Origin of the sequence: Leptolyngbya sp. PCC 6406, from assembly GCF_000332095.2 — a bacterium.
GTDB lineage: Bacteria > Cyanobacteriota > Cyanobacteriia > Phormidesmidales > Phormidesmidaceae > PCC-6406.
In genome coordinates, this window is sequence record NZ_KI913949.1 from 5,442,883 (window position 1) to 5,466,650 (window position 23,768).

The window sequence follows — 23,768 nt, forward strand, 5'->3', positions numbered from 1 at the left end:
TTTAGGCGCTCACACCATTTGGCGCTTGATCAGTTGGGCAAACAGGTCAGGTTGGGTGGCGAGATCATCAAAGCTGCCCTGCTGGACAATGCGCCCTGATTCCAACCCGTAGATGCGATCGGCATGGCGAATGGTGCTGAGGCGATGGGCAATCACCACCCACGTTACCTTGAGGCGATCGAGGCTCTCCGTGACGATCGCCTGGGTCCGATTATCCAAAGCACTGGTGGCCTCATCCATCAGCATGATTTTGGGGTTCACCGCCAGGGCGCGGGCGATCAACAGCCGCTGCCAGCAGGGGCTCTTTCCCATGTCTAGGTCGGAAGAGTCCCTAACGGTTGTAACGGCCCCAGGATAGAAACGCCGTCACAACAAAGAGAACCACGATAGAGCCGATGACACTGGGGATCAATGGTACCCCCTGAAAAGACCAGTCGAGGGCAGCGATCGAGATCCCCAAGCTGCTCTTCAGGTAACCCAGACCCCATTCCCCCAGCCACACCCCCGCAAGGCCGATCAGAATCAGGCTAAAAATCTTGCCCGGAATCCGGCGCGGCAATAGGAGCGTTGCCACCCCAGCACAGCCCAGGGCAATCAATAACTGAACCAGCAGCCGTAGCAGAATGTCCATATTCCATCCCCTGAGAGTGTTTCACCTAAACCATCATTCCTTACCATTATTTCCTGGGTAGCGCAAAGGGTTTTGCTCTGCTTGATGCAGGCTTAGGGGTCTCCTCAGATCCAGAGCCGTCAGATCCGGGGTAGGCATTTAGCTGGAACGGGTTTAGACCGCACCTAAGTCTTTTGAGCGCTGACAGGCGGCTTTGACCGCCTCAATAAAGGCTGATCGGACTCCAGCGGATTCTAAGCAGGCGATGCCGGCAATAGTGGTGCCACCGGGACTGGTGACGCGGTCTTTGAGTACGGCGGGGTGCATCTCCGTGGATTGCAGCAGGGTGGCGGTGCCTAGTACCGTCTGGATAGCAAGTTGCTGGGCAGTGGCGCGGGGCAGTCCGGCGGCCACGCCCCCATCCGTCAGCGCTTCTACTACCAAAGCCACATAACCGGGGCCAGATCCGGATAATCCGGTGACCGCATCCAAAAGATTTTCTGGCACCGTCACCACCGATCCGACGGCGGCGAAGATGTCGTGGGCCTGCTGGATATGGGCCGGAGTGGCGTATTGTCCCGGCGAGATCGCAGTCATGCCCGCCCCCACCGTCGCTGGAGTATTGGGCATTGCCCGTACCACGGGACAGCCCGGTGCTGCGGCCTCCAATGTAGCCACAGGCACCCCCGCCATGATGGAGAGGAGGAGGGGTTGGGCCTCGGCACAGACCGTTAGATCGGGTACGACCTGGGCAAAAATTTGGGGCTTAACCGCCACCAGCACCGTAGCGGCCCCCGCGAGGGCCACCGAGTTCTGGTCTGTGGCGGTAATGCCGTAGGTTTCCAGCAAAAACTGCCGACGAGCAGCGGTAGGTTCCCCCACAGCAATCTCGTCAGCAGCGTAGATTCCACGGGACAAAAGGCGGGCGATCAGGGCCTCTCCCATCACCCCGCCTCCAATGATCCCTAACTTGGTTGGCAAGCTGTGAACGTCCTATTCAACGGCAACACAATCGATATTCAGGGAATCCCTAAGCCATGCGGACGGCTTGCTCAGCGGTCCAAGCGGGCGCGGGGGGCGCTTGCCGAGGATCCATCATGGGATGCTGAGGAGCCATGGGCATTTCGTCTTCCACATCGGTGGGGGTGCTCACCTGGACGCAGTTGGGGGTAAAGAGGAAGATACTCTCGCCGATGCGCTCTTGGTGGCCATCAATGGCGTAGGTTCCCCCTGCCACGAAATCAACAGCCCGCTGGGCTTGGTCAGGGTCCATGGTGGTCAGGTTGAGGACCACAGACTTCCGTTCCCGCAGCGCTTGAATCGCTTGAGGCATCTCTTCAAAGGAGCGGGGCTCCATCACAATTACTTCCGAGGCTCCGTTCATAGCTCCAGGCATTCCAATCACATTGCTTCCCATAGCAGTCATTCCAGTATCGGCGGTCATAATCCGGTCGCGAACGCGACGGCGGGCGCGCGGTTCCTCCTGCTGGGGGGCCGCTACGGGCTGAGTATGCTCCTCTTGGTAGAGGTTCTGATACTCTTCGCCTTCAATCTCGTCATACTCGTACTCGTAGTCGGCGGGGTCATTGAGACCAACGAAGTCCCGCAGCTTATTGAATAGATTGCTCACAGCTTACACTCCAGTACAACCGTTACACGGTGGACAGAACGCCCTAAGTTTAGAGGATGATTCTGCCATTGTGTCCTAAAAGGATAGAACCATTTTGCTCAGAGCGCGGCGAAAAAAGATGCTAATAGCCGCAATCTTGGAGCCAAGTCTCAAAACCCCATTCCCAGCATCCCGTGAACAGGGGCTTGGAAATGATGCCTTGATCAAAACGCCTATACTCTAATACACATCGTGGAATTTGAGTCCACAGTATACACGAAATTCCCTAAGGAGACAGGTCATTCATAATTAGTTAAAAACTTGGGGATCCCTATGGCGCTTGGATTGGGTCGGCCTAGGGTGCAAATCCGCCAGGGCAGATCACCTGAGCCCAGCTATCACCAAGAGGCGCAGATCTAATCGAGACTTCCTAATTTTGGGATTTTCGATCGAAATTGATCAATTTCGATCAATTTCGATCGGTTTCAGCCCTGGGGAGCCCCTACCCCTGGGGCGGGCGCTCGCCGAAGAGCGTTGATCCGAGTCGGATCATTGTGGCTCCTGCTGCGATCGCGATGGCATAGTCTCCCGACATCCCCATGGACAGGTCTCGAATCTGGATGCTATGACCTCTCTGGGCTGGTCTCTGACCATCGCGCTGTTGATTGATGCTCTCCGCCAGATCTCGGGCCGCCGTGAAAATATCCCGAGTCGCTTCCACCGTACTGCCCTGGGGCGGTAGGGTCATCAAGCCCACTATTTTTATATGGGTGAAGTGGTTTAACTCCGGCAGCGCTGCCGTTAAGTCCGCCAGCGAAAATCCCGATTTGGGGGGATCTGGCACCATCTTCACCTGGAGACAACAGTGGGGACTGACCCCCATCTCTGCTGCTGCTTGATCCAGCTTTCGGGCCAACTTCAGACTATCTAGGGAATGAATCCAGTGAAAATGCTGGAGCGCCTTGCGGATCTTGTTGGTTTGTAGGTGGCCAATCAGGTGCCAGGTAATGTCAGCGAGATCCTGAAGTTGAGCCTGCTTTTCCATTGCCTCTTGCAGGCGACTTTCGCCAAAATCTCGCACCCCCGCATCGTAGGCTGCCCGCACCACCGTCGCAGGTTGGGTTTTTGTGACGGCAATCAGGCGGGTCGTTGCCGGAAGTTGGGCTTGAATCGTTGCAATCCGCTGGGCAATACTCTCAGGGGATAGGGAAACCGTCATTGAAACGTCTGCTTGTAGAGCTTTTGAAGGCGATCGTACTCGGTGAGGGGTCCCATGCGCCGCATCACCCGTAGGCGTCCCTCTAGCATTAGGCGCGCATCGTTGCGCCCAATGGGATCAAAGATCAGTCCCTTGGGATTTGTGGAATTAACCACGAAAAACAGTCGCTGAGCATACAAAGTTGCGAACAGTTCGCGGTTATCCTCCACCATACAGATCCTAAACAAAAGACCAAAGGTAGGGTGGTTGAGGTAGGTTTCAGCGCTCATGCAGAGTTAATGGTCCCATTCTGTAGAACCTAGATATGCCAATACTCTAGGGTAAAGTGTGACCAGGCAACCGTTTGTTCTGGGATTTTCGGGAATTCTGCGGACGTAGAGGGGACTGAGACAGCCCCAAGGCTTGCAGTTGAGCTTGGGCTTTTTGCAGTGACTCCTGCCACTCTCGCTGGGGATCGCTGTCGGCGACAATGCCCGCCCCCACTTGGCCGTAGACCGTGGCCTGGGGTGATGTGGGGTCGGCAACCCACAGTAGGGTGCGAATCAGAATGTTCAGATCTAGATGGCCGCGCCAGTCGAGATAGCCGCAGGATCCGTAGAACAGATTGCGACGCACAGGCTCCAAGGCTTCAATGATTTCCATGCAGCGCACTTTGGGGCATCCGGTAATAGTGCCACCGGGAAACAGGGCGCGGATCAGATCTACCGGGGTGTAGTGGGGATGCAGCCTGCCCACGACGTTGCTGACTAAATGCATGACGTGGCTGTAGGGTTCCAAGGCCATGAGTTCATCCACCTGGACCGTTCCCCAGGTGCAGACCCGGCCTAGGTCATTGCGCTCTAGATCTACCAGCATGATGTGTTCGGCGTTTTCCTTGATGTTGCTGAGGAGTTCCTGGGCTAGCGCTTGATCTTGCTGGGGGGAATGGCCCCGCGATCGCGTCCCCGCAATGGGTCGGGTTTCGGCACAATCGCCCCGCAGCGACACCAGTCGCTCCGGCGAGCAGCTAATCACGTCTCCCCAAGGGGTGCGCCAGTAGCTGGCAAAGGGGGAGGGGTTGATGCGCTGGAGCTGGCGATAGAGGGGCCAACTGGCGGCGGCAGTGCGGGTGGAAAATCGTAGGGAGAGATTGGTCTGGAAGGTATCTCCAGCGTGGATAGCCGCCTTGACTTCTGCCACGGCGGCCTCGTACTGGGCCTGGGTAGACTCTAGGGTCAGCCCCTGAGCCTCTAAGGGGGCAGAATCCACCATGGGAAGGGGAGCGTTGGCTAGGGCCGCAGCTAAGGCATCCAGATCTTGAGGATGGCTGGCAGCTAGCCAAAGGGTTTGGCTGTGGTGATCGGCAATGGCAAAGCTATCGGGCTCGTACCAAAAGGCCACGGGAAAGGGGAGAGGGTCGGGATTTTTCTGGGGCAGACGCTCAATTTCCCAGGCCAAATCGTAGCCCAGCCAGCCCAGCCAGCCTCCGGCAAAAGGCTCTAGTGGCTGGGGCCAGGGGGCTCCGGTTTCATCCAATAGGGGGGCGGGGGGGCGGGGCGTTTGCCAGCGGGCGGTGAGGGTGGGCAAAATGGTCCCCAGGGCGGGGGTCCACAGCAGGGGCTGATCTCCGTGGTTCCGGGGCGGTCCTCCACAGAGGGAGTAGCGGGCATGGCGAGCCTGGGGCAGATCTGCCGGGAGGGGATAGGGGCTCTCTAGTAAGGTGGCGATCTGCTGCCAGGGGTGAGTCCTCTGGGGATTGCCATAGAGGGCTTGAAAGATCTGAGACCCGCTCAGGCCATCTAGGGGACGCGATCGCACATACCAAGGCTGCAACACCGTCAGGAGTCGCCTCCCCAGACCCAGCGGGCATACCAAAAGGCCCCCAGCAGGACGATGGCGATCCAATCTGGCAGCCGCAGCCGTAGTCGATACCAGTCCACCCGATGGGTATTGGGGGTTGTAAAGCCCCGTACTTGCATGGCTGCTGCCGTCTGCTCTGCCCGTAGCAGTAGATTTTTCAACAGTCGTTCCACCACCGCTAGCCAGACCTGGATTGAGCCCCGCAGCCCCAGCTTTTTCCAGTTAATCGCCCGCGTTTGCACCGAACGCACGAGGTTTTGCACTTCTTCTAGCACTAGGGGAATAAACCGCAGGGCCAGGGTCACGGTCAAGGCTATCTCTGTCACGGGAACCTTGAACCAGCGTAGGGGCCGCATCAACACCTCTAGGGCCACGGTGATCTCTTCGGAAACCGTGGTGAGAAGAAACAGGTTGGTCCCGTAGATCAAGGTAAAGAAGAGGGTACTGAGGCGAATCCCCAGTTCCAAGGACTGCTGGGTGATGCGGATTGGCCCTTGGTGAAACAGGATGTAGCGGTATCCCGTGGCCGGGGGCGGATCCCAAGTTGCGATCGCAAAAGCCTCCGGTACGGGATCTACCTGGGTCAAGACGCTGGTGTGGGGTAGCCGGGGCTGGTAGTCGATAGCCAGTCCATCCGGCAGTATTAGGGTCAGTACCAACATGATGGTGCAGATGGCTAAGAGCCAGCCCATCTGCTGCCGCCAGACCCGCAGGGGAATCCAGGCCAAAATCGTGAGACCTACCAGCAGCAGCACTAAACTGAAGCGCCAGGGGGAGTTGGCTAAGATGGGGGTGATGAGAATGCTCACCAGCCACAGCAGTTTGACCCGAGCATCCAGGCGGTGCAGCCAGGTTTCTGGCTCCTCCAGGTAGAGCCCAATGGGTAGAGTTTTCAGCAGATCCATAAAAGCGCTTGTGAACTTCCCACTCTAGGCCAAGACAGCATCTAAACAGGCGATGAGACGGTCGCATTCCTCCAGGGTGTTGTAGTGGACCATACTGACCCGCACTACCCCGTCTTGGAGTGCCAGACCCAGATCTTCAATCAGCCGCACAGCGTAGAAATCACCATAACGGATGCCAATGTGGTGTGGATCGATGCGGGGGGGAATGGCAGCACTTGTGCGGCCTGCCACCACAAAGGAGATGGTGGGTACCCGGTGGTCGGGATGGGCGTCGGGACAGCCAATGATGGCCACAGCAGGGTGCTGCCGGAGGTAGGTCAAGAGACGATCTCCCAAGGCAGTCTCGTGATCGCGGATGAGGGCAAAGGCTTGGCGCAATTGAGTGCCTGGATCCTGAGTTGTGAGATCGGAAGTGGTGAGATCGGAAGTTGTGAGATCGGACGCTGGGGGCTCCGGGACAGCCCCATCTAGCCCACCTCCATGATGGGCTGCCAATGCCGTCAAATAATCCAGAATCCCGAGGCTACCGTAGGCCAGTTCAAAGTTGACATTCCCTGGTTGAAACTTGTAGGGCACCGAGGTGATGAAGTAATGGTTGAAGCCCGGTAACGCCTCTAGGAGTTCTCGCCTGCCGTAGAGGAGGGCTTGGTGGGGACCATAGGTTTTGTAGAGGCTAAAGGCGTAGAAATCTACGTCTAAGGCTTGGACATCCACGCGGCGGTGGGGGGCATAGGCCACCCCGTCCACGCAGATCAGGCTGCCGTTATGGTGGGCTAAATCTGCGATCGCGCGAATTGGATTAATCGTTCCCAGCACATTGGAGACATGGGTTACCGCCACCAGCCGGGTGCGGGGGGTGAGCAAGTCCGCCAGATCCGCCAGATCTAGGGTGAGGGTCTCGGGATTGAGGGTCCACACCTTCACCGTGATGCCCAACCCCTGCCAATCGACCCAGGGACTAATGTTGGCTTCGTGGTCACAGTTGGTGACGACGACCTCATCCCCCGGCTGGAGCGTTTGCCCCAGACAATGGGCCAAGATCCGGAATAGGGCGGAGGTACTAGAACCCAGCACCACGGTTTGGGGATCGGGGGCATTGATCAAGGTGGCGAGGCCCTGGTGAGCAGCGGCTACCCGCTCAGTGGCGGTTTGGGAAACACCGTAGGATGCCCCCAATTGCACATTGGACCCATAGAGAAAATCGGTGATGCGATCCCCCACGGGCCGTGCGACCTGGGATCCCCCCGCATTGTCAAAAAAGGTCCAGTCCCCTGCTAGGGCGGGGAACTGCTGGCGCACATAGTCGAGGTCGAGGCGCACTGTGGGCGGGGCGACAAAGGCCATGGCAAGTCTCTGAAAAGGCACTGCTCTATTAAACTGCTTGTGAGCACCCGCAGGATCTCCTGAGGCTGCTCCCTCAAGATTCCCGAGGGTTGGCACTGTCGTTGAGGGACCAGCGATAGTCTACGGTGAGGTGGACTCGACGACACTCTTCTTCGAGTTGGCGCTGCTGGGAGAGGGCTTTGCGAAGAATGATGATCAATTCGCTCACCTGCGATCGCAGGTGAGGATCACCATAGGCTACGGGCAAGGTTTGCCGCTCTAGCAACTGCATCAGCAATTCGTAGTGAATGTGGGACGGCAGCGGAATCGGCTTTTCCATAACACTCTGTAGACTATTCCCTTTAAGAAATCACCCTTTGGGCGGGGCCAAAGATATCCCTGTGGCTGGTTTACGCTTTGGGCTCTGCTTAGATCCGGGATTGGGATTGAGCTGGAACCCTTTAAGAGTATTCCCTCTAAACAACCATTCCCTGGGTTGGTCAAAAGGTTGGGTCCTGACGGGCTTACGCTTTGGGCTCTGCTTAGATCCGGCACCGGGATTTAGCTAGAGCACTCTAACCCCGGTCCAGCTAACCCACTGAACCGGGGTAACCCGTTTTACAGGTCTTTAATCAACCATAGAGCTGGGCAATGGCGGCCACTAAATCTTCTTCGCGCATCAGGGCTTCCCCCACCAGCACCGCTTCGGCCCCCGCAGCGACAACTTGGCGGCAGTCTTCAGCGCTATGGATACCCGACTCGCTCACAACCAGGAGATGCCGATCTTGAATCTGCGATCGCCGTTGGGCCAGTAGATCTGCCGTGGTCTTCAGCGTGGTTTCAAAGGTTTCCAGATTGCGGTTGTTAATGCCGATGAGCTGTACCGAGTCCAAGGCCAGCACCCGATCCAGTTCCGCCAGCGTATGGACCTCCACCAACACCCGCATTCCCAAAGCCTGGGCGATGCGGACAAAGTAGTTGAGGTCGTTGTCCCCTAGTATCGCCGCAATGAGCAGCACTGCGTCGGCTCCCTTCACCCGCGCCAGGTACATCTGGTAGGGGTAAATGATGAACTCCTTGCACAGCAGAGGCAAATCCACCGCCTCCCGCACCTGGGCCAAATAGTCAAAACTGCCCTGGAAGAATTGCTCATCCGTCAGTACCGAGAGACAGTTCGCCCCGCCCTCAGCATAGGTGCGGGCGATGGCAACGGGATCAAAGTCCTCACGAATCACACCCCGACTGGGGGAAGCCTTCTTCACCTCTGCAATTAGAGCAGGACTGCGATCGCTCTGGCGCAGCGCCGCCAAAAAATCCCGAGGGGGCGGGGCAGAGAGCACCTGCTTCTGAAGATCTTGCAGAGAAACCTTCTCCCGCAGTCGCTCGACCTCCTGTTCCTTAGACCAGACGATGCGCTCTAGAATATTGCGGGGCTCCTCTCCCGGCACTCGGACTCGATAGGTGAGGTTCTGCACAGACACATCTGGATTGGGGGAACGGCGACGAATCTCCATGGAACTCCTAGGCTTGTACAACGGCGCGCTTGAATGCCTCATCCAACACCTCAGAGAGGGTGGGATGGGTGTGGACGCAGTAGGACAATTCTGTGACGGAATGGCCCTGTGCGATCGCATTTGCCGCCTCTTGAATCAGGTCCGAGGCATGAAGCCCCAGAATATGGGCTCCCAGAATTTCCCCCGTATCTTGGCGATAGATTACCTTGGCTAAACCATCCGACTCGCCCTCCGCCAGAGCCTTGGAGTTGCCCTTGAAATAGGTTTTCACCGTGGCAATGGCGAACCCCTCCTGCTCCGCCAGTTCCTTAGCAGCGGGCTCCGTCAACCCCACAAAACTCACCTCCGGGTGGGTAAAGGCGGCGGCGGGGATGCTGCGATAGTTGACCGTGCGAGCCTCACCGCAAATGTTGTCCACCGTCACGACCCCCTGAGCCGAGGCAGTGTGGGCCAGCATCATCTTGCCATTGGCGTCACCAATGGCCCACAGGTGGGGGACGGGCTGGCCATCCCGCAGCACCGCCATGTGCTCATCCACCGGCAGGAAGCCCCGGCGATCGGTTTCCACGCCGACGGACTCTAGACCCAGGTTTTTGGTGGCGGGAATGCGCCCAGTAGCAACTAGACAGGCATCCACCTCCAGGACATCCACCACTTCCTTCGTTTTGGGATCCGCCAATTCGATGACGACGGGATTCCCTGGTTTCACGGTCTTCGCAATCACCCCAGCACGGGTTTCCACATCCCGAGGGGCGATCAGCACCCGCTCCGCCACCCGCGCAATGTCGGGATCAAAGGTAGGCATAATCTTGTCCAAGGCTTCGATGATGGTGACTTCGGAGCCCAGGGCGGTATAGATGTCGCAAAATTCCAATCCAATATAGCCACTGCCGATGATCGCGACCCACTTGGGTAACCATGCCAATTTAATGGCTTCATCGCTGGTGAAAACCGTTTCACCATCAATTTCAATGCCGGGGGGAACAAAAGGGATGGAACCGGGGGCAAGGATAATGTCTTGGGCGGTGAAGGTGCGATGGTCTTCGCTCTGGCCATCGCCTTCCGCCATGGCCACGACTACTTTTTGCTCTCCAGCGAGGCGACCCCAACCTTTGATAATGTCTACCTTCAGGCGCGTCAGACTGCCGGTCAGATCCCCCTGGATTTTGTTCACTAGGTTCTTGGCATGGTCGGCGATGCCTTGGCGCTCGAAGCCTACGGAACCAAGCTGAATCCCCAGGCTATGGAGATGGTGAGCATCCTGAAATTCCCGCACCCGCCCGGAGGCCGCCAGCAATGCCTTGGAGGGAATGCAGCCGCGATTGACACAGGTTCCCCCCATGTCTCCCGCTTCTACGATGGCGGTTTTAAGACCCCGCTTGACTGCGTGCAGTGCTGCACCATGGCCGCCTACACCGGCCCCAATAATGATTAGGTCGTAGTCAAATACCTGACTCACAGTCCTCTCCTCAAGCACAAGCGGATGGATTCGTCTCTCCATTCTTGTCCACAGAGGCGCTTTAGGACAACTGGGGGGGTGATGGGGTGATGGGGTGGGGGAGGTGATAGGAGTTTTGAGTTTTGAGTTTTGAATTAAATATCCCGTAGGGTGCATAGCGCTAAGGCGCGGCTTCGCCCACGCGAAGCAATGCACCGCAGAGATGCCGCGCCAGATGCAGGGTTTTGGGGTAGGGGCGCGGTTTCCGCGCCCAATGCAGGATGTCGCCGTAGGGGCGGGTTTGGCTCGTGTTGGCCGGGAAATCCAGAATGGGAACCTCAAAACCCGCCCTACCCAGTTGCTAACGCTAGGGCGGAGCCTGCCCGGAGGGCATCGGTCTAGTTGCCCTTGTTGCCGGGTGACCCGCACGGGGAATTGAATAAGTGGCCTGGGCCGGGAAATAGGAATAGGTAACGCCGGTTGAGCGCCGGGTTAGTGAAACGTTCGTCTGGCAACCGGGCTTTTGTATCCATCTCAGTAATTTCTCGCAAAACTGTGATATCAACTCCTCGCTCCACGGGTAGCCTAACCTCAATTACGTCCCCTATAGCCATGCCCTCTAACTATGTGATTGAGGCTCGTGATCTAACTAAGCAGTTTGATCGAACGCCGATTCTTCGGGATGTGGATTTACAGATTACTGCTGGCGAAGTCTATGGCTTAATTGGCCCCAATGGGGCTGGAAAAACCACCCTAATACGCCTCTTTGCCATGGCTGAACAGCCGACGATTGGGGAAATCTATTTGAATGGTCAAAAGGTGGTCTATGATCGTCCTCAATCAGAGTTGCAACGCTATATCGGTTACTTGCCTGATGACTATCCTCTCTATGAGGATCTGACGGTTTGGGATTATTTAGACTATTTTGCCCGCTTATATTTTTTGACGGGTCGTCAGCGGACTCGACGGCTCCATGAGGTGCTGGAGTTGGTGAATCTGACCCATAAGCGCCAGAGCTTGGTGGGTACGTTGTCGCGGGGGATGAAGCAGCGGCTGGGACTGGCGCGAACCATTATCCATGAGCCTTTGCTGCTGCTGTTGGATGAGCCTGTGTCTGGTCTTGACCCCATTGCCCGTCAGCAATTTCGTGACATTATTATGACCTTGCGGGCGGCGGGGATGACGATTTTAATTTCGTCCCATGTCCTCAGTGATCTGGCGGAAATTTGTACAACTATCGGCATTATGGAGTTTGGATTCTTGTTGGAAAGTGCCCCCATTGCTAATCTATATCACCGCTTCAGTGAGCAACGTTTGGCGATTCGTAGTTTGATGAATTTGGATGGGATAGCAGTTGCATTAAAACAATTTTCCTCAATCCATCAAGTGGAGTCAGATCAAGAGAAAGGCCAGATTGTTGCGACCTTTCAGGGGGGGAATGATGAGGCGGCGAAAATTTTGCGATCGCTGCTCAGCGACGGCTTTCAAATTCATGATTTCCATTGCACCCAGGAAAGTCTAGAAGATATTTTCTTCAAGCTTGGCCACGAAAATCCCAATTAATTAAAAGGTGGGCATTGCCCACCCTACGGGTGACAGCCAGGGAGTAGCCCTGGTTGTGATGAAGCTGCTCTGCAAAATTGATTCTGAGGCTAGCCCCCATGTACTATTTGCGATCGCCCCGCGCCCTCTATTGGCACTGTCTGGATACCCTGGGCAATTGGAACCCCCAACTGTTGCGGGAACTCAAAAGTCGTCTCAGGGTTGGTCCTGTCTTGCTGACTGTGGTGCTTTCTCTGCTGTTGCAGGCCGGGGTGGTGATGGGTTTTTGGGGGCATCTGCCCGATGACTTGAAGGATCACGACACCAGAATGGGCACTTTCCCGGATATTGACTTGTCAGTTTCGGGGCAAACCGTCAGCATTAGCGATGTCTTTGACCAGGTGCTGGTACATCCCGATGTCGGTGCCCTCCCGACCCAGCGACCGGATATCCGACCGGGCGATCGCCTGCTAGTGGTGAATGGTAATCCCATAGCAGCTATCAATCCCAATGCCGTCAGTTCTGATCAGGCATATCGAGATCAACAACTGAAGGAAGAACTGCTCAGAAATATTCGTACCAATGGGGCAGAAGTAACCTGGGGCAGAGACAGGGAATCGCCCCTGGCTCGTCGCTTGCTGGGCTCCATCATTGAGCTGACCCTGAGTCGTGAAGGCCGGGGGGAATTTACCGTAGCCTTGCCCAGGGCTTGGGTTACTGATATCCGGGGCCAATACTGCATCGTTGACCCTGCCAACCACACTGAGACGTACAGCTACCCTCCCCGTTGCCTCCTCACCACCGATGGCAGTGCTTACCAGGTCAATTGGCAGCCTTGGTCCTGGAATGTGTTTTTGGCTATGGGCTCGACCCTGGCGACGGTCGCCATTGGGCTGGGGTCATTTTTGTTGATCAGTAACCTGGGCCAAGAGGGGCAGCGGGGTACCCTGGCTCTGGTGCAATTGAGTCCTCGCTCTGGGTTAAGTGTGCTGCTGGGCCAACTGCTAGGGGTGCCCATTTGGGTCTATCTCAGCTTGGCACTGGCGCTGCCATTGCAACTGTATCTGGGGATTCAGGCTGGGTTGGGCCTGTTGCCGTTGGCCATCTTTTGCGCCGTCACTGCCCTGCACGGCACCGTGTTTTTCAGTGGGGCCATGGTGTTGGGGCTGTTGGCTCCCAAGCTGGCCCGCTTCTTGGCCTTTTTGGTCAGCTCTGGTTTTGCCTTTGCTGAGTTGTTCATGTTGCAAATGGGGCAGTTTCAAATGGGGCGCTATGGCTTCCAGCCCTCAATGAACTGGGTTGCCTTTTTCACGCCCTTTTTTGCCCTGGGGGATCTGTCGCGCATTGACCTGTCAAACCCTGGCAGTTCGCGATCATCTGGCTTGGTGCCGGATTATTGGGTGACTTGGTTCTTGGGTCATGATGTTGGGCGGCTGTCTTACCTAGTGCTGATGGTGACCCTGGGCCTAGGGTTGACCGTAGGGCTATGGCAAATGATGCTGCGCCGCTATGCCAATGGTCAACAGTCGCTCATGGCTCGCTCGTCTAGTTATTGGCTGACAGGGGCAGTTTGGATGCTGGTATTGGGCTTCACGCTGCTGCGGGAAGGAGGCTTTAGGGGCTTTTATGGCAATCTGGCTCCATTGATGTCGATAGCGGCTCTGGTTTTGGTGGGGCTGACAATCGCCCTCACCCCTCCTACCCGTCAAACCCTTCAGGATTGGGCTCGGTTTCGCCACCAGCGATCGCGGCCTACCCCAGCAGCCCCCGTTGGGCGGCGGTCTTCTCTATGGCGAGAGCTGATTTGGGCAGACAATAGCCCCCCCGCCGTGGCCCTCAGCCTCCACGCCCTGCTGATCGCGGCATTGACCGTAGCCTGGATCGGGTGGGCTGTGATTAGCCAAGGATACGGGGTCACACCTCTATCTGATTTACCTTCAGATTATCCGTGGCTGATGCGGTTTTGGTGGTTGGATGATGTGTTTCGTGTGATTAGCCTTTTGGCCATGGCGATCATTTATGGGCTCTTGGCGCAACTCATTTACCTCAGCCCCTTAAAGCGATCGGCCATTTGGGCCTTAGCAATGGTGTTGGTAGGGATAGCGCTCCAGACTGTTGCGGTGATCAATGGATTTACTTGGCTCAACAGCTTGGGGATCGAGCAGAGTGTATCCGCATTGCTCTTGGGTGCGTTCAGCCCGTGGCAGTCTTTAGGAAGCTGGCCTATCTTCATTCTCAGTTGCGTGGTTCAGGGGACGGCGATCGCCGCTCTCGGTACCCTACACTGGCGGCAAGTGCAACGGATTGGCCAATCCAATACCCAAGCCCTGCTCAATGCCCCTCCCCGACGACTGCGCCATGGCCGTGAAGTTTAGGGTAATCCTCGAACCAGGCGGCCCCATCCTGCACAAGGCTTAATCTAGCCTACTGGCTTAGCAACGTGCAGTTGGGTGGCACCTATCCCGGAGGGCGCACAGGCGTAAGCCCTCCGGGATAGGCATACTCAATGACGATGGATACCGCTATACTTCACTTTCCCCATCGCGAAATACGATAGACATGGGCATCTATATATAGGGACGATGGCACCCAGTTATAACTACCCCCATAGTTTGGGGTAGGGGCGGATGGATAAGAATCAGCGGGAAAATCGTCGCAAAGCTGAAGAAAAATTCAAACGGGCCTTGGATGAACTAGAGGCGGCCTTAGGATCCCAGTCTCCTCAGGCGGAGACCCCTGCTGCTGAGGCGAGTTCTGTGACGCCTGATGTTACTGAGCCTGAAGACAGGGAGGCGCTTATTCCGGGTTCAGAGGACTGGGAGCGGGCTTTGGCAGAAGCTGCCCACGACATTGAGCAGTTTATGTCTGAGTATTCCAGTTTCCCCTCACGAGAGGAGGAGGAGGATGTCTAGTACTGAGCGGCGTAAATACTCTAACCGTTCAATCGTGGCACACCTCGGCCCCTCTCCCTAGTGTTCCGTCAATTAATGATTGACGGGTGACCGCAACCCTGGAGTTTAGTTGGGGTTAAATTTTGACGGGTCGAAGACCCTCAAAATTTTACTGACAGACCTCTAGCACTCCCTGGGAGAGTGCTAGAGGTCTGTCAACTTTACCTTATCCCTCTTTCTTGAATGCCGTCAGGCTATATCCCTTCCCCCGGCTTCAACTCCGCTCAGCCAACGGGAGAAGGGGGGCCGGAAAGTCTTATCCATTTCTGAAGCGATCGTGAATAAGTTCCGCACCGTCAGAAATAGGGATGGTTTAGATCCGTGCATTTCCCATTTCTCCAGTGGAGCTGACCTGCTATGCGCATCGCCAAGAAAGAATCCATTGCCCTCGCATTTATGCTGCTCGGACTGAGCTGGGCTACCCCCGTCCAGAGCCAAGAGATTACCCCCACCAATGATGGCACGGGTACGACAGTGAACTTTGATGCCGTCACCCAGACCTACACGATCAACGGCGGCACCCAAATTGATGCCAACCTGTTCCACAGTTTTCAGCAGTTTGGCCTCAGCACGGGAGAAATCGCCAACTTTCTAGCCAATCCCAGCGTGGTCAATATCCTGGCTCGGGTGACCGGGGGCCAAGCCTCCGTCATTGATGGCCTCTTGCAGGTGAGCGGCGGCAGCAATGCCAATTTGTTCCTGATCAATCCAGCCGGAATTTTGCTGGGACGCAACGCCAGCCTCAACCTGGCCGGATCATTCTCCGCCAGCACCGCCAGCGGCATCGCCTTTGGGGACGAGATTTTTAGCGCCAGTGGTCAGTCGCCCACCGGGGCTTTGGGGGGCGCTCCATCGGGCTATGTGTTCCTGGGTAATGAGGGCATCCTGCTCAACGAAGCCGATTTACAGGTGGCACCAGGGCAGGGCATTACCCTAGCTGGGGGCACCGTAGTGAATACCGACACCTTGACCGCCCCCAGCGGCACCGTGTCCATTGTGGCGGTGCCCGAAGCTGGGATCCTGCAAATTTCCCAGGCGGGGCTGGTGTTGAGTTTGGCCCTGCCCACGGCCCAAGTTCAAGCCCTGGCGGCGGGGAATGGCTTCACGCCATTGGCCTTACCCGCCCTACTTGCTGGGGAATGGGGTGGAAATGCCACCACCGTTTCTACCCGGTCCGATGGGGCGATCGTCCTATCCAGCGGGGCAGCGGTGAACCCAGGGGCTGGAGCCACCACTGTCGCTGGAACCGTGGATGTGTCCGGTTCCCAGGGGGGCCAAATTCAAGTCCTGGGTCAAGAGGTTGCCCTGTCCGGCGCGACTCTGACGGCCACCGGAAACCAGGGGGGCGGTGCAGTCCTCGTTGGGGGCGATTATCTGGGACAGGGTGCCATTCCCACCGCCCAAACCACCCAGGTGGATGCCACCAGCCGCATTGAGGCCGATGCCCTGGATATCGGCAATGGGGGTCGGGTGATTGTCTGGGCCGATGGCGATACGGTGTTTGGCGGTCAAATCTCTGCCCAGGGGGGAGCCCAAGGGGGCGATGGCGGTTTTGTGGAAACCTCCGGTGCTGGTCGCCTGACGGTGCAGCCAGGGGCTCAGGTCTTCACCGCTGCCCCCCAAGGGGACTGGGGCACATGGCTATTGGATCCCCTGGATCTCGTGGTGGAAGTGGGGGGCACCGCCACCATTACCGGGGGTACCAACGATCCGTTGGCCAGTACCATTGATGCGACCACCATCGTTACAGCCCTAGGGGGCTCCAACGTCACCCTCCAGGCCACGAATTCAATCAGGGTCGATGCCGCCATCAATAGCAGCAGTGGGCGCAATTTGACCCTGGCATCCCCCACGGTGAACCTGAATCAGCCCATCACCCTGGGGCTTGGGGGCAGACTGTTTGGCACCGCCGGCACGGTGAATGTGGGAGCCAGTGGCAGTGTGCGGAATGGCCTTGATGTGGCAGCAGCGGGGGCGACGGTCAATATTGCCGCTGGGACTTTTACCGAAGCCAGTACCCTGGAGATCTGGCGACCTGTCACCCTGACGGGGGCGGGGGCAGGCAACACGATCCTGAGTGGTAATAACACCCACCGGGTCTTGGAAGTGAGGACTACCTTTACCGGTACTGTCACCCTCAATGATTTGACCGTGGCCAATGGCAACCCAGCCCTTGGTTCAGGGGGTGGCTTCTTGAACCTCTCCTATCCAACGGTTAACCTGGTCGTGAATAACTCGACCTTCAGGGATAACCAAGCCAACAGCCCAGTCGCTGGCGGTGGTGGAGCCATTGCTAGCAATGGGCCAGTGGTCATCAACAACTCCAACATTACTAATAATTTCTCCGGTGGCGTTGGTGGGGGCATTAACGCTGTCCGTGGCCTAGTCTTGAATAACACCACCGTGTCTAACAACACAGCCACGGGTGCGGGGGGCGGGATTCACAGTTGGGGGACGGCGACCCTGAATAACTCCACCGTGTCCGGTAATCGCACCCTGGTGGGATTGCCCAATGCCAATGGCGGGGGCATTTCCGCTCGTGCTCCCCTAACCCTGAACAACACTACGGTGACTGGGAATAGCTCTATCCGACATGGGGGTGGCATTGCCGGGTTTGGGGCCGGTACGATCCAGGTGAATGGCTCCACCATCTCCAACAACACCACCGCCTTGGATGGGGGCGGCATTTACGACAGTTCTGGCACCACCATTGTGTTGGTGGGCTCCACGGTGTCGGGCAACACCGCCGGGAACGATGGCGGGGGCCTGCGGGGGGGGAGCTTGTTTTTGAGCAACAGCACCATCTCCAGTAATCGGGCCGGACAGGACGGGGGCGGTATCTACAGCACCAGTCCCGTCACCAATAACTTTGTGCTGAATAACACCACCGTGTCGGGCAACACCGCCGATCGCAATGGGGGCGGTATTTATAGTCGCAACCTGACCCTCAACAACGCCACCATTGCCTTCAACCGGGCCGATGGCGACAACAACGGCGTAGGGGATGGCGGCGGCATCGCCTTTCTGTTCAATAACAACAACATCATCCGCAACAGCATCATTGCGGGCAACAGCAGTTCCGGTGGAGCCGCATCCGACATTCTGGGTGGGCTCGGGATCACCCAATTCACCCATAGTCTGATTCAAACCACAGCGGGGATCACCAGTGGCGTACCAGTGGATGGGGTGAATGGCAATGTGGTGGGCCAAGCTCCCCTCCTGGCAGCCCTGGCCAATAACGGTGGCCCCACCCAGACCCATGAACTCTTGGCGGGGAGCCTTGCCATTGATGGCAGCAATGCCGATGCTATCCCCACGGATCAGCGGGGAGCCGCAGCGGTGGGGGTTCGGGACATGGGAGCCTTTGAGTCTGGATTAACCACCATTGTGACCAATCCTCTGCTGCCCCCGGTGACGCCACCGGGTATTCCCCCCAGCTCTGTGGCCCCCAGTGCGCTACCCAGTTCCCCCTTAGCGGCGGTGGGCGATCGCCCCGATCACTTCCGGGTGGGACGGGCGTTCTTGCCCTATCCAGAGGATGCGCCCAGACCCCCCATCCTCACGATTGACCCGGCCTTTGCGGCGGAACTGGGGCTGGATGCAGCCCCTAATCCCCCCGTTTGCGCTACGGATGGCGACCGCGATCGCGATGACTGTGCTCCAGAGGCGGTCACGGATCCGGATGCCCAGCCTTAGGGCCTCGTCAAGCTTCAATTCGTAGGCTGGGCCAGCGCTAGCGTGACCCAGCAAATCGTTGCCTGTGCTGGGTTTCACCGTGCTCCAGAGATGGCCACGGATCCGGATGCCCAGCCTTAGCGGACAGCCATCCTGCGGTGCATCGCTGGCGCGGATGCACCCTACAACTCAAGGGAGGCAGAGCCTCCGGCGGAGGTGCCCAGGCAGAGCCAGGGCACCAGGAAAGGGATCGCCCCTCCGGTGGCATCCTGCATTGGGCGCGAAGCCTCGCGCCCCTACCGGCCCATCCACCCATCCACCCTCACACCCCCCATGACCCACTCCCTGCCCCTGTCCCTCGCTCTCCTGCTCCTCAGCTTGACTGCCCCTGCCTACGCTCAAGTTGACCCATCCTTTGATCCCCTGCCGTTACCAGAGCCGTTACCAGAAGAGCCTGCCCTGGAGAGCCCGGAACCCTCGACAGTGCCCGATGCCTCGGAGGACACCACCCCGATCGCCGTTACCCAGATTCAAATCCAAGGCAGCACCGTTTTCAGTGCCGCAGACTTGGCGGAGCTGGTGGCCCCCTACGAAAATCGCACCCTGACGTTTGGGGAACTGCAAGCCCTGGCCCAATTGCTGAACCAGCGCTATCTGGAGGCGGGCTATATCACCACTCAGGTGCGGATTCCAGAGCAGGTGATCACCGATGGCATTGTGGTGATCGAAGTGCTGGAGGGGGAACTGGCGGAGATTATCGTAACTGATGAGAGTCGCTACCGTGACTACATCACTAGCCGCCTAAACTTGGCCAGCACCGCCCCCCTGAGCCAACCCGAACTCGAAGCGCAGTTACAGCTATTGCAATTGGGGGGCTTATTTGACACCGTGAGCGCTCAACTTCAGGCGGGCGATGGCCCCGGCACCAGCCGCTTAACGGTCTCTGTGGAGGAGGCCAACCCTTTTCAGGGGGAGGTGTTTGTAGACAACTATTCTCCCCGCAGTGTGGGAGAGACGCGGGTGGGTAGTCGCCTGAGCTATCGCAGCCTGCTGGCCCTGGGGGATACCTTGAGTCTGGCGGTCACCACCACCCAGACGGAAGGAGCCCAAGCCTATACCCTGGGCTATCAAGTCCCGGTTAGTCCCCAGGATGCCACCGTGAGGCTGGGGTTCAGCTACGAAAACTTCCGGATCACGGACGATAGCAATCCGATCTTTAACCTGGGTATTCGGGGTAATGCCCAGGTCTACGAGGCGGAGTTTCGCTATCCGCTCATTCGCTCTCCCCAGGAGGAGTTGGCTCTGGGTCTGGGGTTTCGCCATCGGGATGGCCAGAGTGTGATCTTGGGGGCAATCACCTTCCCTAACCGCACCAGTGTGCTGCAATTTTCCCAAGACTATCTACGGCGGGACGGCTCTGGCGCTTGGGTGGCGCGATCGCAATTTAATCTAGGCACCGATTGGTTTGATGCCACCCTCAACCCCGACCCCCAACCGGATGGTCAATTTCTTTCTTGGCTGGGGCAGGTGCAGCGGGTGCAGCGGTTAAACCCAGACAATCTTTTGATTGTGCGGGCCGATCTGCAACTGAGTGGTGATTCTCTGCTGGGCAGTGAGCAGTTTGTGATTGGCGGGGGGCAGTCGGTGCGGGGCTATCGCCAGAATGTGCGAAGCGGCGATGGTGGCCTGCGTCTGTCTGTGGAAAACCGCATTGTGGTAAATCGCCGTCTGGATGGCAGCCCCCGCCTGCAACTGGTGCCTTTTATGGATTGGGGGGCGGTGTGGTTTAACAACCCAGCCACCCAGCCCACCCAGCAAAATGTGCTGTGGGGGACGGGGCTGGGGGTGATCTTTACGCCTCTATCGGGGCTAGAGGCCCGGTTGGAGGCGGGCATTCCCCTGATCAATCTGCGGGAAATTACAGATCAGGGCGGCGGCGCTCAACTGCATTTTTCCTTGGGTTATCGCTGGTAGGGGGTGACCAGGGTGGGGGTCGAAGCCTTTCCTGGTGCCCTGGCTCTGCCTGGGCACCCGCCGCTGAGGCTCTGCCTCTGCCCCGGCCTCTGGCCACGGTTGAATAAGCTAGCTGGGCTCGGCAATAGTAATGGGTGTTATCCCCATCGCCGGAGATTACCCCATGGCCCGCCCCGCCAAGATCCTTAGTTTTGCCCTCTGTTCTGCCCTGCTGGTGCCTGCGGTGCAACTGGCGGGTGGGTTGCAGGCGGCGCGATCGGGTGAGGCGGCGAGGTTGGAAGCACCCGGTCCCTGATGGGTTGCGGGGGGTAGGGGAGCCTGAAGACAGGGAGGCGCTTATTCCGGGTTCAGAGGACTGGGAGCGGGCTTTGGCAGAAGCTGCCCACGACATTGAGCAGTTTATGTCTGAGTATTCCAGTTTCCCCTCACGAGAGGAGGAGGAGGATGTCTAGTACTGAGCGGCGTAAATACTCTAACCGTTCAATCGTGGCACACCTCGGCCCCTCTCCCTAGTGTTCCGTCAATTAATGATTGACGGGTGACCGCAACCCTGGAGTTTAGTTGGGGTTAAATTTTGACGGGTTTGGGGCTGGCACAATTCAGGTGAATGGCTCCACCATCTCCAACACCACCACCGCCTTGGATGGGGGCGGCATTTACGACATCTGCTGGGTCTCACTGTGCTCCAGAGATGGCCACGGATCCGGATGCCCAGCCTTAGCGGACAGCCATCCTGCGGTGCATCGCTGGCGCGGATGCACCCGACAACTCAAGGGAGGCAGAGCCTCCAGCGGCGGTGCCCAGGCAGAGCCAAGGCACCAGGAGAAACTCCCCTACTCCCCCATACCCAAACTGAATAAGTAAATCGCCCCCAGAGCTAAATCCTGGGTGAACACCTACCCAGGATACCCATGCCCCGTATACTAACCAGTCTGGCCATCACCACCCTCCTGATCGCCACCCAATATCCTCTCCTGACTATCCCAATCAGCCCCAAACCCGTACAGGCCCAACTCCCAGCGAGCGAGTTAGGGACATAACCGCTGCCCACAGAAGACTTTCGGTGTTGCCGTCCCTGATATTGAATAAGTACTCGCTGCCCAGAAATAGGGTTCCTGTGACAGCCCTATGGCTGTTTCCCCAACTTTGGGGAGACCTATTAACCAGGAAAAATCCATGACTACAACATCACGATGGTCAAAGACTGGGCCTCAGGGAGCATCGCTCCAGCGCCATGTCCAGCCCGCCAGCCATCATGGCCTCTTGCGCCCTTGGTGTGGCGTCGCTCTCACCGCTGGTCTGCTGGCCGTGGGTAGCATCACCGCTCCTGCTGCCTACAGTGCCGACTTTTCCTTGATCGGCTCAGAGTTGCGGTTGCGAACGCTTGCCCAGCAAACTCCCACCAGCCAGCCATTTGTCACTTCTTTTCCCGCTGTGGCGACTGTCAGCGAATCAGCAGTGGAATTCCCCGATGTGGCCAGCTTGTTTGACCCCACCGTAGGCGTTCCTCCCGGATTTGCCAACAGCTTGGTAAATGTAGCGATCGATGCGGGTGCAGACTATCTCGAAATCGACTTTACCAATGCGGGCTTTCGTAGGTTTGCCACTGCTTTTCAAAACACCTACGTGTTTACCTTTGCTGATGCGATTGCCCTGCAAATCACTGAAGCGCAGCTAGACCCCTTAACCACCCTAGGGCTAACCCCCGATCGGGTGACCTTTGTGGACAATGAACTGTTTGTGAATGTGCAGAGTCTGTCCTTCACCCCCAACACCTTTGTCCGCATCAACCTCAATGGCACCCTCACCCCACCTGTCGATCCGGATCCCAATCCGGATCCAGATCCCAACCCGGATCCCAATCCTGACCCAGTATCGGTGCCAGAGCCCAGTGTTCTTGCCTTTTTGGTGGGCACCGTGATGGTGGGCTTGGGGCTCAACCGCAAGGACAACCCACAGGTGAGCTAGGTTAGAGCGTATTCGTCGCTATCTCTGCGTCCCAGTCTCCGGCTGGGGCGCAGAGATGGGCGGCAAATAAAACAGGATCGATGGAACGATGCAGGCGAGCTTCAGTGACCTAAGGGGGGGCAGAAACCCGGTTTTTTCTGGTAGGGTGAGGACCATTTTCCAGTGCTAGGGCAAAGAAACCGGGTTTCTCTCTTAAGGGATATTCGTCGTTTGGGCATTAACTCGTATCGTCTTTTAGGATCATAGGTACATCTCGCCCTGCTGAATCAGATTATGACTAACATCATCTTCCAGGTTGCTCCAGAGGTCTTTTCTGCCCTCAAAACATCACCCGATGAGTTTGCCTGTGAGCTACGGTTGGCAGCGGCGATATTCTGGTATCAAAAGGGTCACATTTCTCAGGAAAAGGCGGCTCAAGTTGCAGGGCTAGATCGCATCGATTTCCTGATGGCACTAGCTCGTGAACAGGTGGATGCCTTTCAAGTGAATTTTGATGATTTAGAGCGAGAATTGGCCCGTGGCTGAGACTCCCATCATTAATGCATCACCCTTGATTTATCTGAGCAAGGCTGGGTTAATCGACCTTTTGCAATTACTGTCTCCGCAGATTTTCATTCCGGATGCGGTCGCCACTGAAATCTTGCGTCGGGGCGACTCTGATGTCACAGCAGCCACAATCTCCCAAACTGGTTGGCTGCAAGTGATTGAAACCCCGGTAACGTCGCCCATCATTCAAGCCTGGGATCTGGGCATGGGAGAATCAGCAGTACTAACCTGGGCTTACACCCATCCTGGGACAGAGGCGATTGTGGACGATTTAGCAGCTCGTAAATGTGCTGCGGCTTTGGAGATTCCCGTGAGAGGCACATTGGGTTTAGTTTTGGTGGCCAAGCAACGGGGCAAAATCTCAGAAGCACGTCCGGGGCACTGTCCTATTAAAGAGTGAGAGCCTCAAATCCCCTGGATAATAGGATTTCAGAGAGTTTCAAGGGGCGCTGAATGAATCCCATGGCCATGGCAGGCGTCGTCCGTTTCTCCAAACTCCAATGGGGCCGCACCCAGTTGTGCATCAGACGCTGGACATTCAAAGCTCGCTGCAAGCCCTCCACCTGCTTGGCATAGTGATTCTGTCGCCTGCGATAGGCTGTTGCCCGTCGCCTCAAGGCACTGTTGAAGGCTTCCAGGTGATTGGCGTGGACCT

23 protein-coding genes and 1 pseudogene are annotated in these 23,768 nt (G+C 57.4%); 11 read left to right on the plus strand and 13 right to left on the minus strand.

Annotation, left to right across the window (positions count from 1 at the left end):
- Nucleotides 1-9: 9 nt before the first annotated feature.
- The 12 genes from LEP6406_RS0224325 to lpdA form a co-directional block, all read right to left on the minus strand.
- Nucleotides 10-312: a hypothetical protein gene (locus LEP6406_RS0224325; RefSeq protein WP_008314800.1), complete on the minus strand. Its 303-nt coding sequence runs from the start codon at nt 310-312 to the stop codon at nt 10-12.
- Nucleotides 313-331: 19 nt separating this feature from the next.
- Complete coding sequence (locus LEP6406_RS0224330; RefSeq protein WP_008314799.1) at nt 332-631, minus strand: hypothetical protein; 300 nt, start codon at nt 629-631, stop codon at nt 332-334.
- A 153-nt stretch (nt 632-784) separates the two neighbouring features.
- The gene (proC, locus tag LEP6406_RS0224335) at nt 785-1,591 is read right to left on the minus strand and encodes a pyrroline-5-carboxylate reductase (protein ID WP_027269404.1); all 807 of its coding nucleotides are present in this window, start codon (nt 1,589-1,591) and stop codon (nt 785-787) included.
- Between the two features lie 49 nt (nt 1,592-1,640).
- Complete coding sequence (locus LEP6406_RS0224340; protein ID WP_008314793.1) at nt 1,641-2,240, minus strand: cell division protein SepF; 600 nt, start codon at nt 2,238-2,240, stop codon at nt 1,641-1,643.
- Between the two features lie 481 nt (nt 2,241-2,721).
- Nucleotides 2,722-3,438: a YggS family pyridoxal phosphate-dependent enzyme gene (locus LEP6406_RS0224345; protein ID WP_008314792.1), complete on the minus strand. Its 717-nt coding sequence runs from the start codon at nt 3,436-3,438 to the stop codon at nt 2,722-2,724.
- Complete coding sequence (gene pipX, locus LEP6406_RS0224350) at nt 3,435-3,707, minus strand: transcriptional coactivator PipX (protein WP_008314790.1); 273 nt, start codon at nt 3,705-3,707, stop codon at nt 3,435-3,437. The genes LEP6406_RS0224345 and pipX overlap by 4 nt, the downstream gene beginning before the upstream one ends.
- Nucleotides 3,708-3,753: 46 nt before the next feature.
- Nucleotides 3,754-5,292, minus strand: a complete 1,539-nt coding sequence (locus LEP6406_RS0224355) for an anthranilate synthase component I (RefSeq protein WP_263971223.1) — start codon at nt 5,290-5,292, stop codon at nt 3,754-3,756.
- Nucleotides 5,256-6,182, minus strand: a complete 927-nt coding sequence (locus tag LEP6406_RS0224360) for an energy-coupling factor transporter transmembrane component T family protein (protein ID WP_008314785.1) — start codon at nt 6,180-6,182, stop codon at nt 5,256-5,258. The genes LEP6406_RS0224355 and LEP6406_RS0224360 overlap by 37 nt, the downstream gene beginning before the upstream one ends.
- Nucleotides 6,183-6,206: 24 nt before the next feature.
- The gene (locus LEP6406_RS0224365; protein ID WP_008314784.1) at nt 6,207-7,526 is read right to left on the minus strand and encodes an aminotransferase class V-fold PLP-dependent enzyme; all 1,320 of its coding nucleotides are present in this window, start codon (nt 7,524-7,526) and stop codon (nt 6,207-6,209) included.
- 73 nt (nt 7,527-7,599) lie between these two features.
- A complete protein-coding gene (locus tag LEP6406_RS0224370; RefSeq protein ID WP_008314782.1) occupies nt 7,600-7,845 on the minus strand; it encodes a DUF5340 domain-containing protein in 246 nt (81 codons plus the stop codon).
- Nucleotides 7,846-8,137: 292 nt separating this feature from the next.
- Complete coding sequence (gene trpC / locus LEP6406_RS0224375; protein WP_008314780.1) at nt 8,138-9,019, minus strand: indole-3-glycerol phosphate synthase TrpC; 882 nt, start codon at nt 9,017-9,019, stop codon at nt 8,138-8,140.
- A 7-nt stretch (nt 9,020-9,026) separates the two neighbouring features.
- Nucleotides 9,027-10,478, minus strand: a complete 1,452-nt coding sequence (gene lpdA / locus LEP6406_RS0224380; protein WP_008314779.1) for a dihydrolipoyl dehydrogenase — start codon at nt 10,476-10,478, stop codon at nt 9,027-9,029.
- A 591-nt stretch (nt 10,479-11,069) separates the two neighbouring features.
- Between lpdA and LEP6406_RS0224385 the strand changes: the two genes are divergently transcribed.
- From LEP6406_RS0224385 to LEP6406_RS0224440, 11 genes are all read left to right on the plus strand, one after another.
- On the plus strand, nt 11,070-12,020 hold the full coding sequence (locus LEP6406_RS0224385) for an ABC transporter ATP-binding protein (RefSeq protein WP_008316191.1): 951 nt from the start codon (nt 11,070-11,072) through the stop codon (nt 12,018-12,020).
- Nucleotides 12,021-12,118: 98 nt separating this feature from the next.
- Nucleotides 12,119-14,374, plus strand: coding sequence for a hypothetical protein (locus tag LEP6406_RS0224390; RefSeq protein ID WP_008316189.1), 2,256 nt, complete (start codon nt 12,119-12,121; stop codon nt 14,372-14,374).
- Nucleotides 14,375-14,626: 252 nt separating this feature from the next.
- Entirely contained in the window at nt 14,627-14,911 is a 285-nt protein-coding gene (locus tag LEP6406_RS0224395) for a hypothetical protein (RefSeq protein WP_008316188.1), read from the plus strand.
- Nucleotides 14,912-15,307: 396 nt separating this feature from the next.
- Nucleotides 15,308-18,646 (plus strand): two-partner secretion domain-containing protein, encoded by a 3,339-nt coding sequence (locus LEP6406_RS0224400; protein ID WP_008316606.1) that lies wholly within the window; start codon nt 15,308-15,310, stop codon nt 18,644-18,646.
- A 240-nt stretch (nt 18,647-18,886) separates the two neighbouring features.
- A complete protein-coding gene (locus LEP6406_RS0224405; RefSeq protein WP_051463846.1) occupies nt 18,887-20,599 on the plus strand; it encodes a ShlB/FhaC/HecB family hemolysin secretion/activation protein in 1,713 nt (570 codons plus the stop codon).
- Between the two features lie 130 nt (nt 20,600-20,729).
- Nucleotides 20,730-20,894 carry a hypothetical protein gene (locus LEP6406_RS33200; RefSeq protein WP_155834763.1) on the plus strand — a complete coding sequence of 55 codons (165 nt, stop codon included), beginning with the start codon at nt 20,730-20,732 and terminating at the stop codon, nt 20,892-20,894.
- A 266-nt stretch (nt 20,895-21,160) separates the two neighbouring features.
- Nucleotides 21,161-21,463: a hypothetical protein gene (locus tag LEP6406_RS0224420; protein ID WP_027269406.1), complete on the plus strand. Its 303-nt coding sequence runs from the start codon at nt 21,161-21,163 to the stop codon at nt 21,461-21,463.
- Nucleotides 21,464-21,510: 47 nt separating this feature from the next.
- The gene (locus tag LEP6406_RS34980) at nt 21,511-21,639 is read left to right on the plus strand and encodes a hypothetical protein (RefSeq protein ID WP_008315628.1); all 129 of its coding nucleotides are present in this window, start codon (nt 21,511-21,513) and stop codon (nt 21,637-21,639) included.
- A 136-nt stretch (nt 21,640-21,775) separates the two neighbouring features.
- A complete protein-coding gene (locus LEP6406_RS0224430; protein WP_008315626.1) occupies nt 21,776-22,567 on the plus strand; it encodes a hypothetical protein in 792 nt (263 codons plus the stop codon).
- A gap of 273 nt (nt 22,568-22,840) precedes the next feature.
- Nucleotides 22,841-23,092, plus strand: a complete 252-nt coding sequence (locus LEP6406_RS0224435; protein ID WP_008315624.1) for a UPF0175 family protein — start codon at nt 22,841-22,843, stop codon at nt 23,090-23,092.
- A complete protein-coding gene (locus LEP6406_RS0224440) occupies nt 23,085-23,513 on the plus strand; it encodes a PIN domain-containing protein (RefSeq protein WP_008315622.1) in 429 nt (142 codons plus the stop codon). Before LEP6406_RS0224435 ends, LEP6406_RS0224440 begins: the two co-directional genes overlap by 8 nt.
- Here the strand turns inward: LEP6406_RS0224440 and LEP6406_RS29575 are convergent.
- Nucleotides 23,503-23,768: pseudogene (locus LEP6406_RS29575) on the minus strand (IS1 family transposase); the annotation flags it as partial. The gene LEP6406_RS0224440 and the pseudogene LEP6406_RS29575 sit on opposite strands and share 11 nt — an antisense overlap.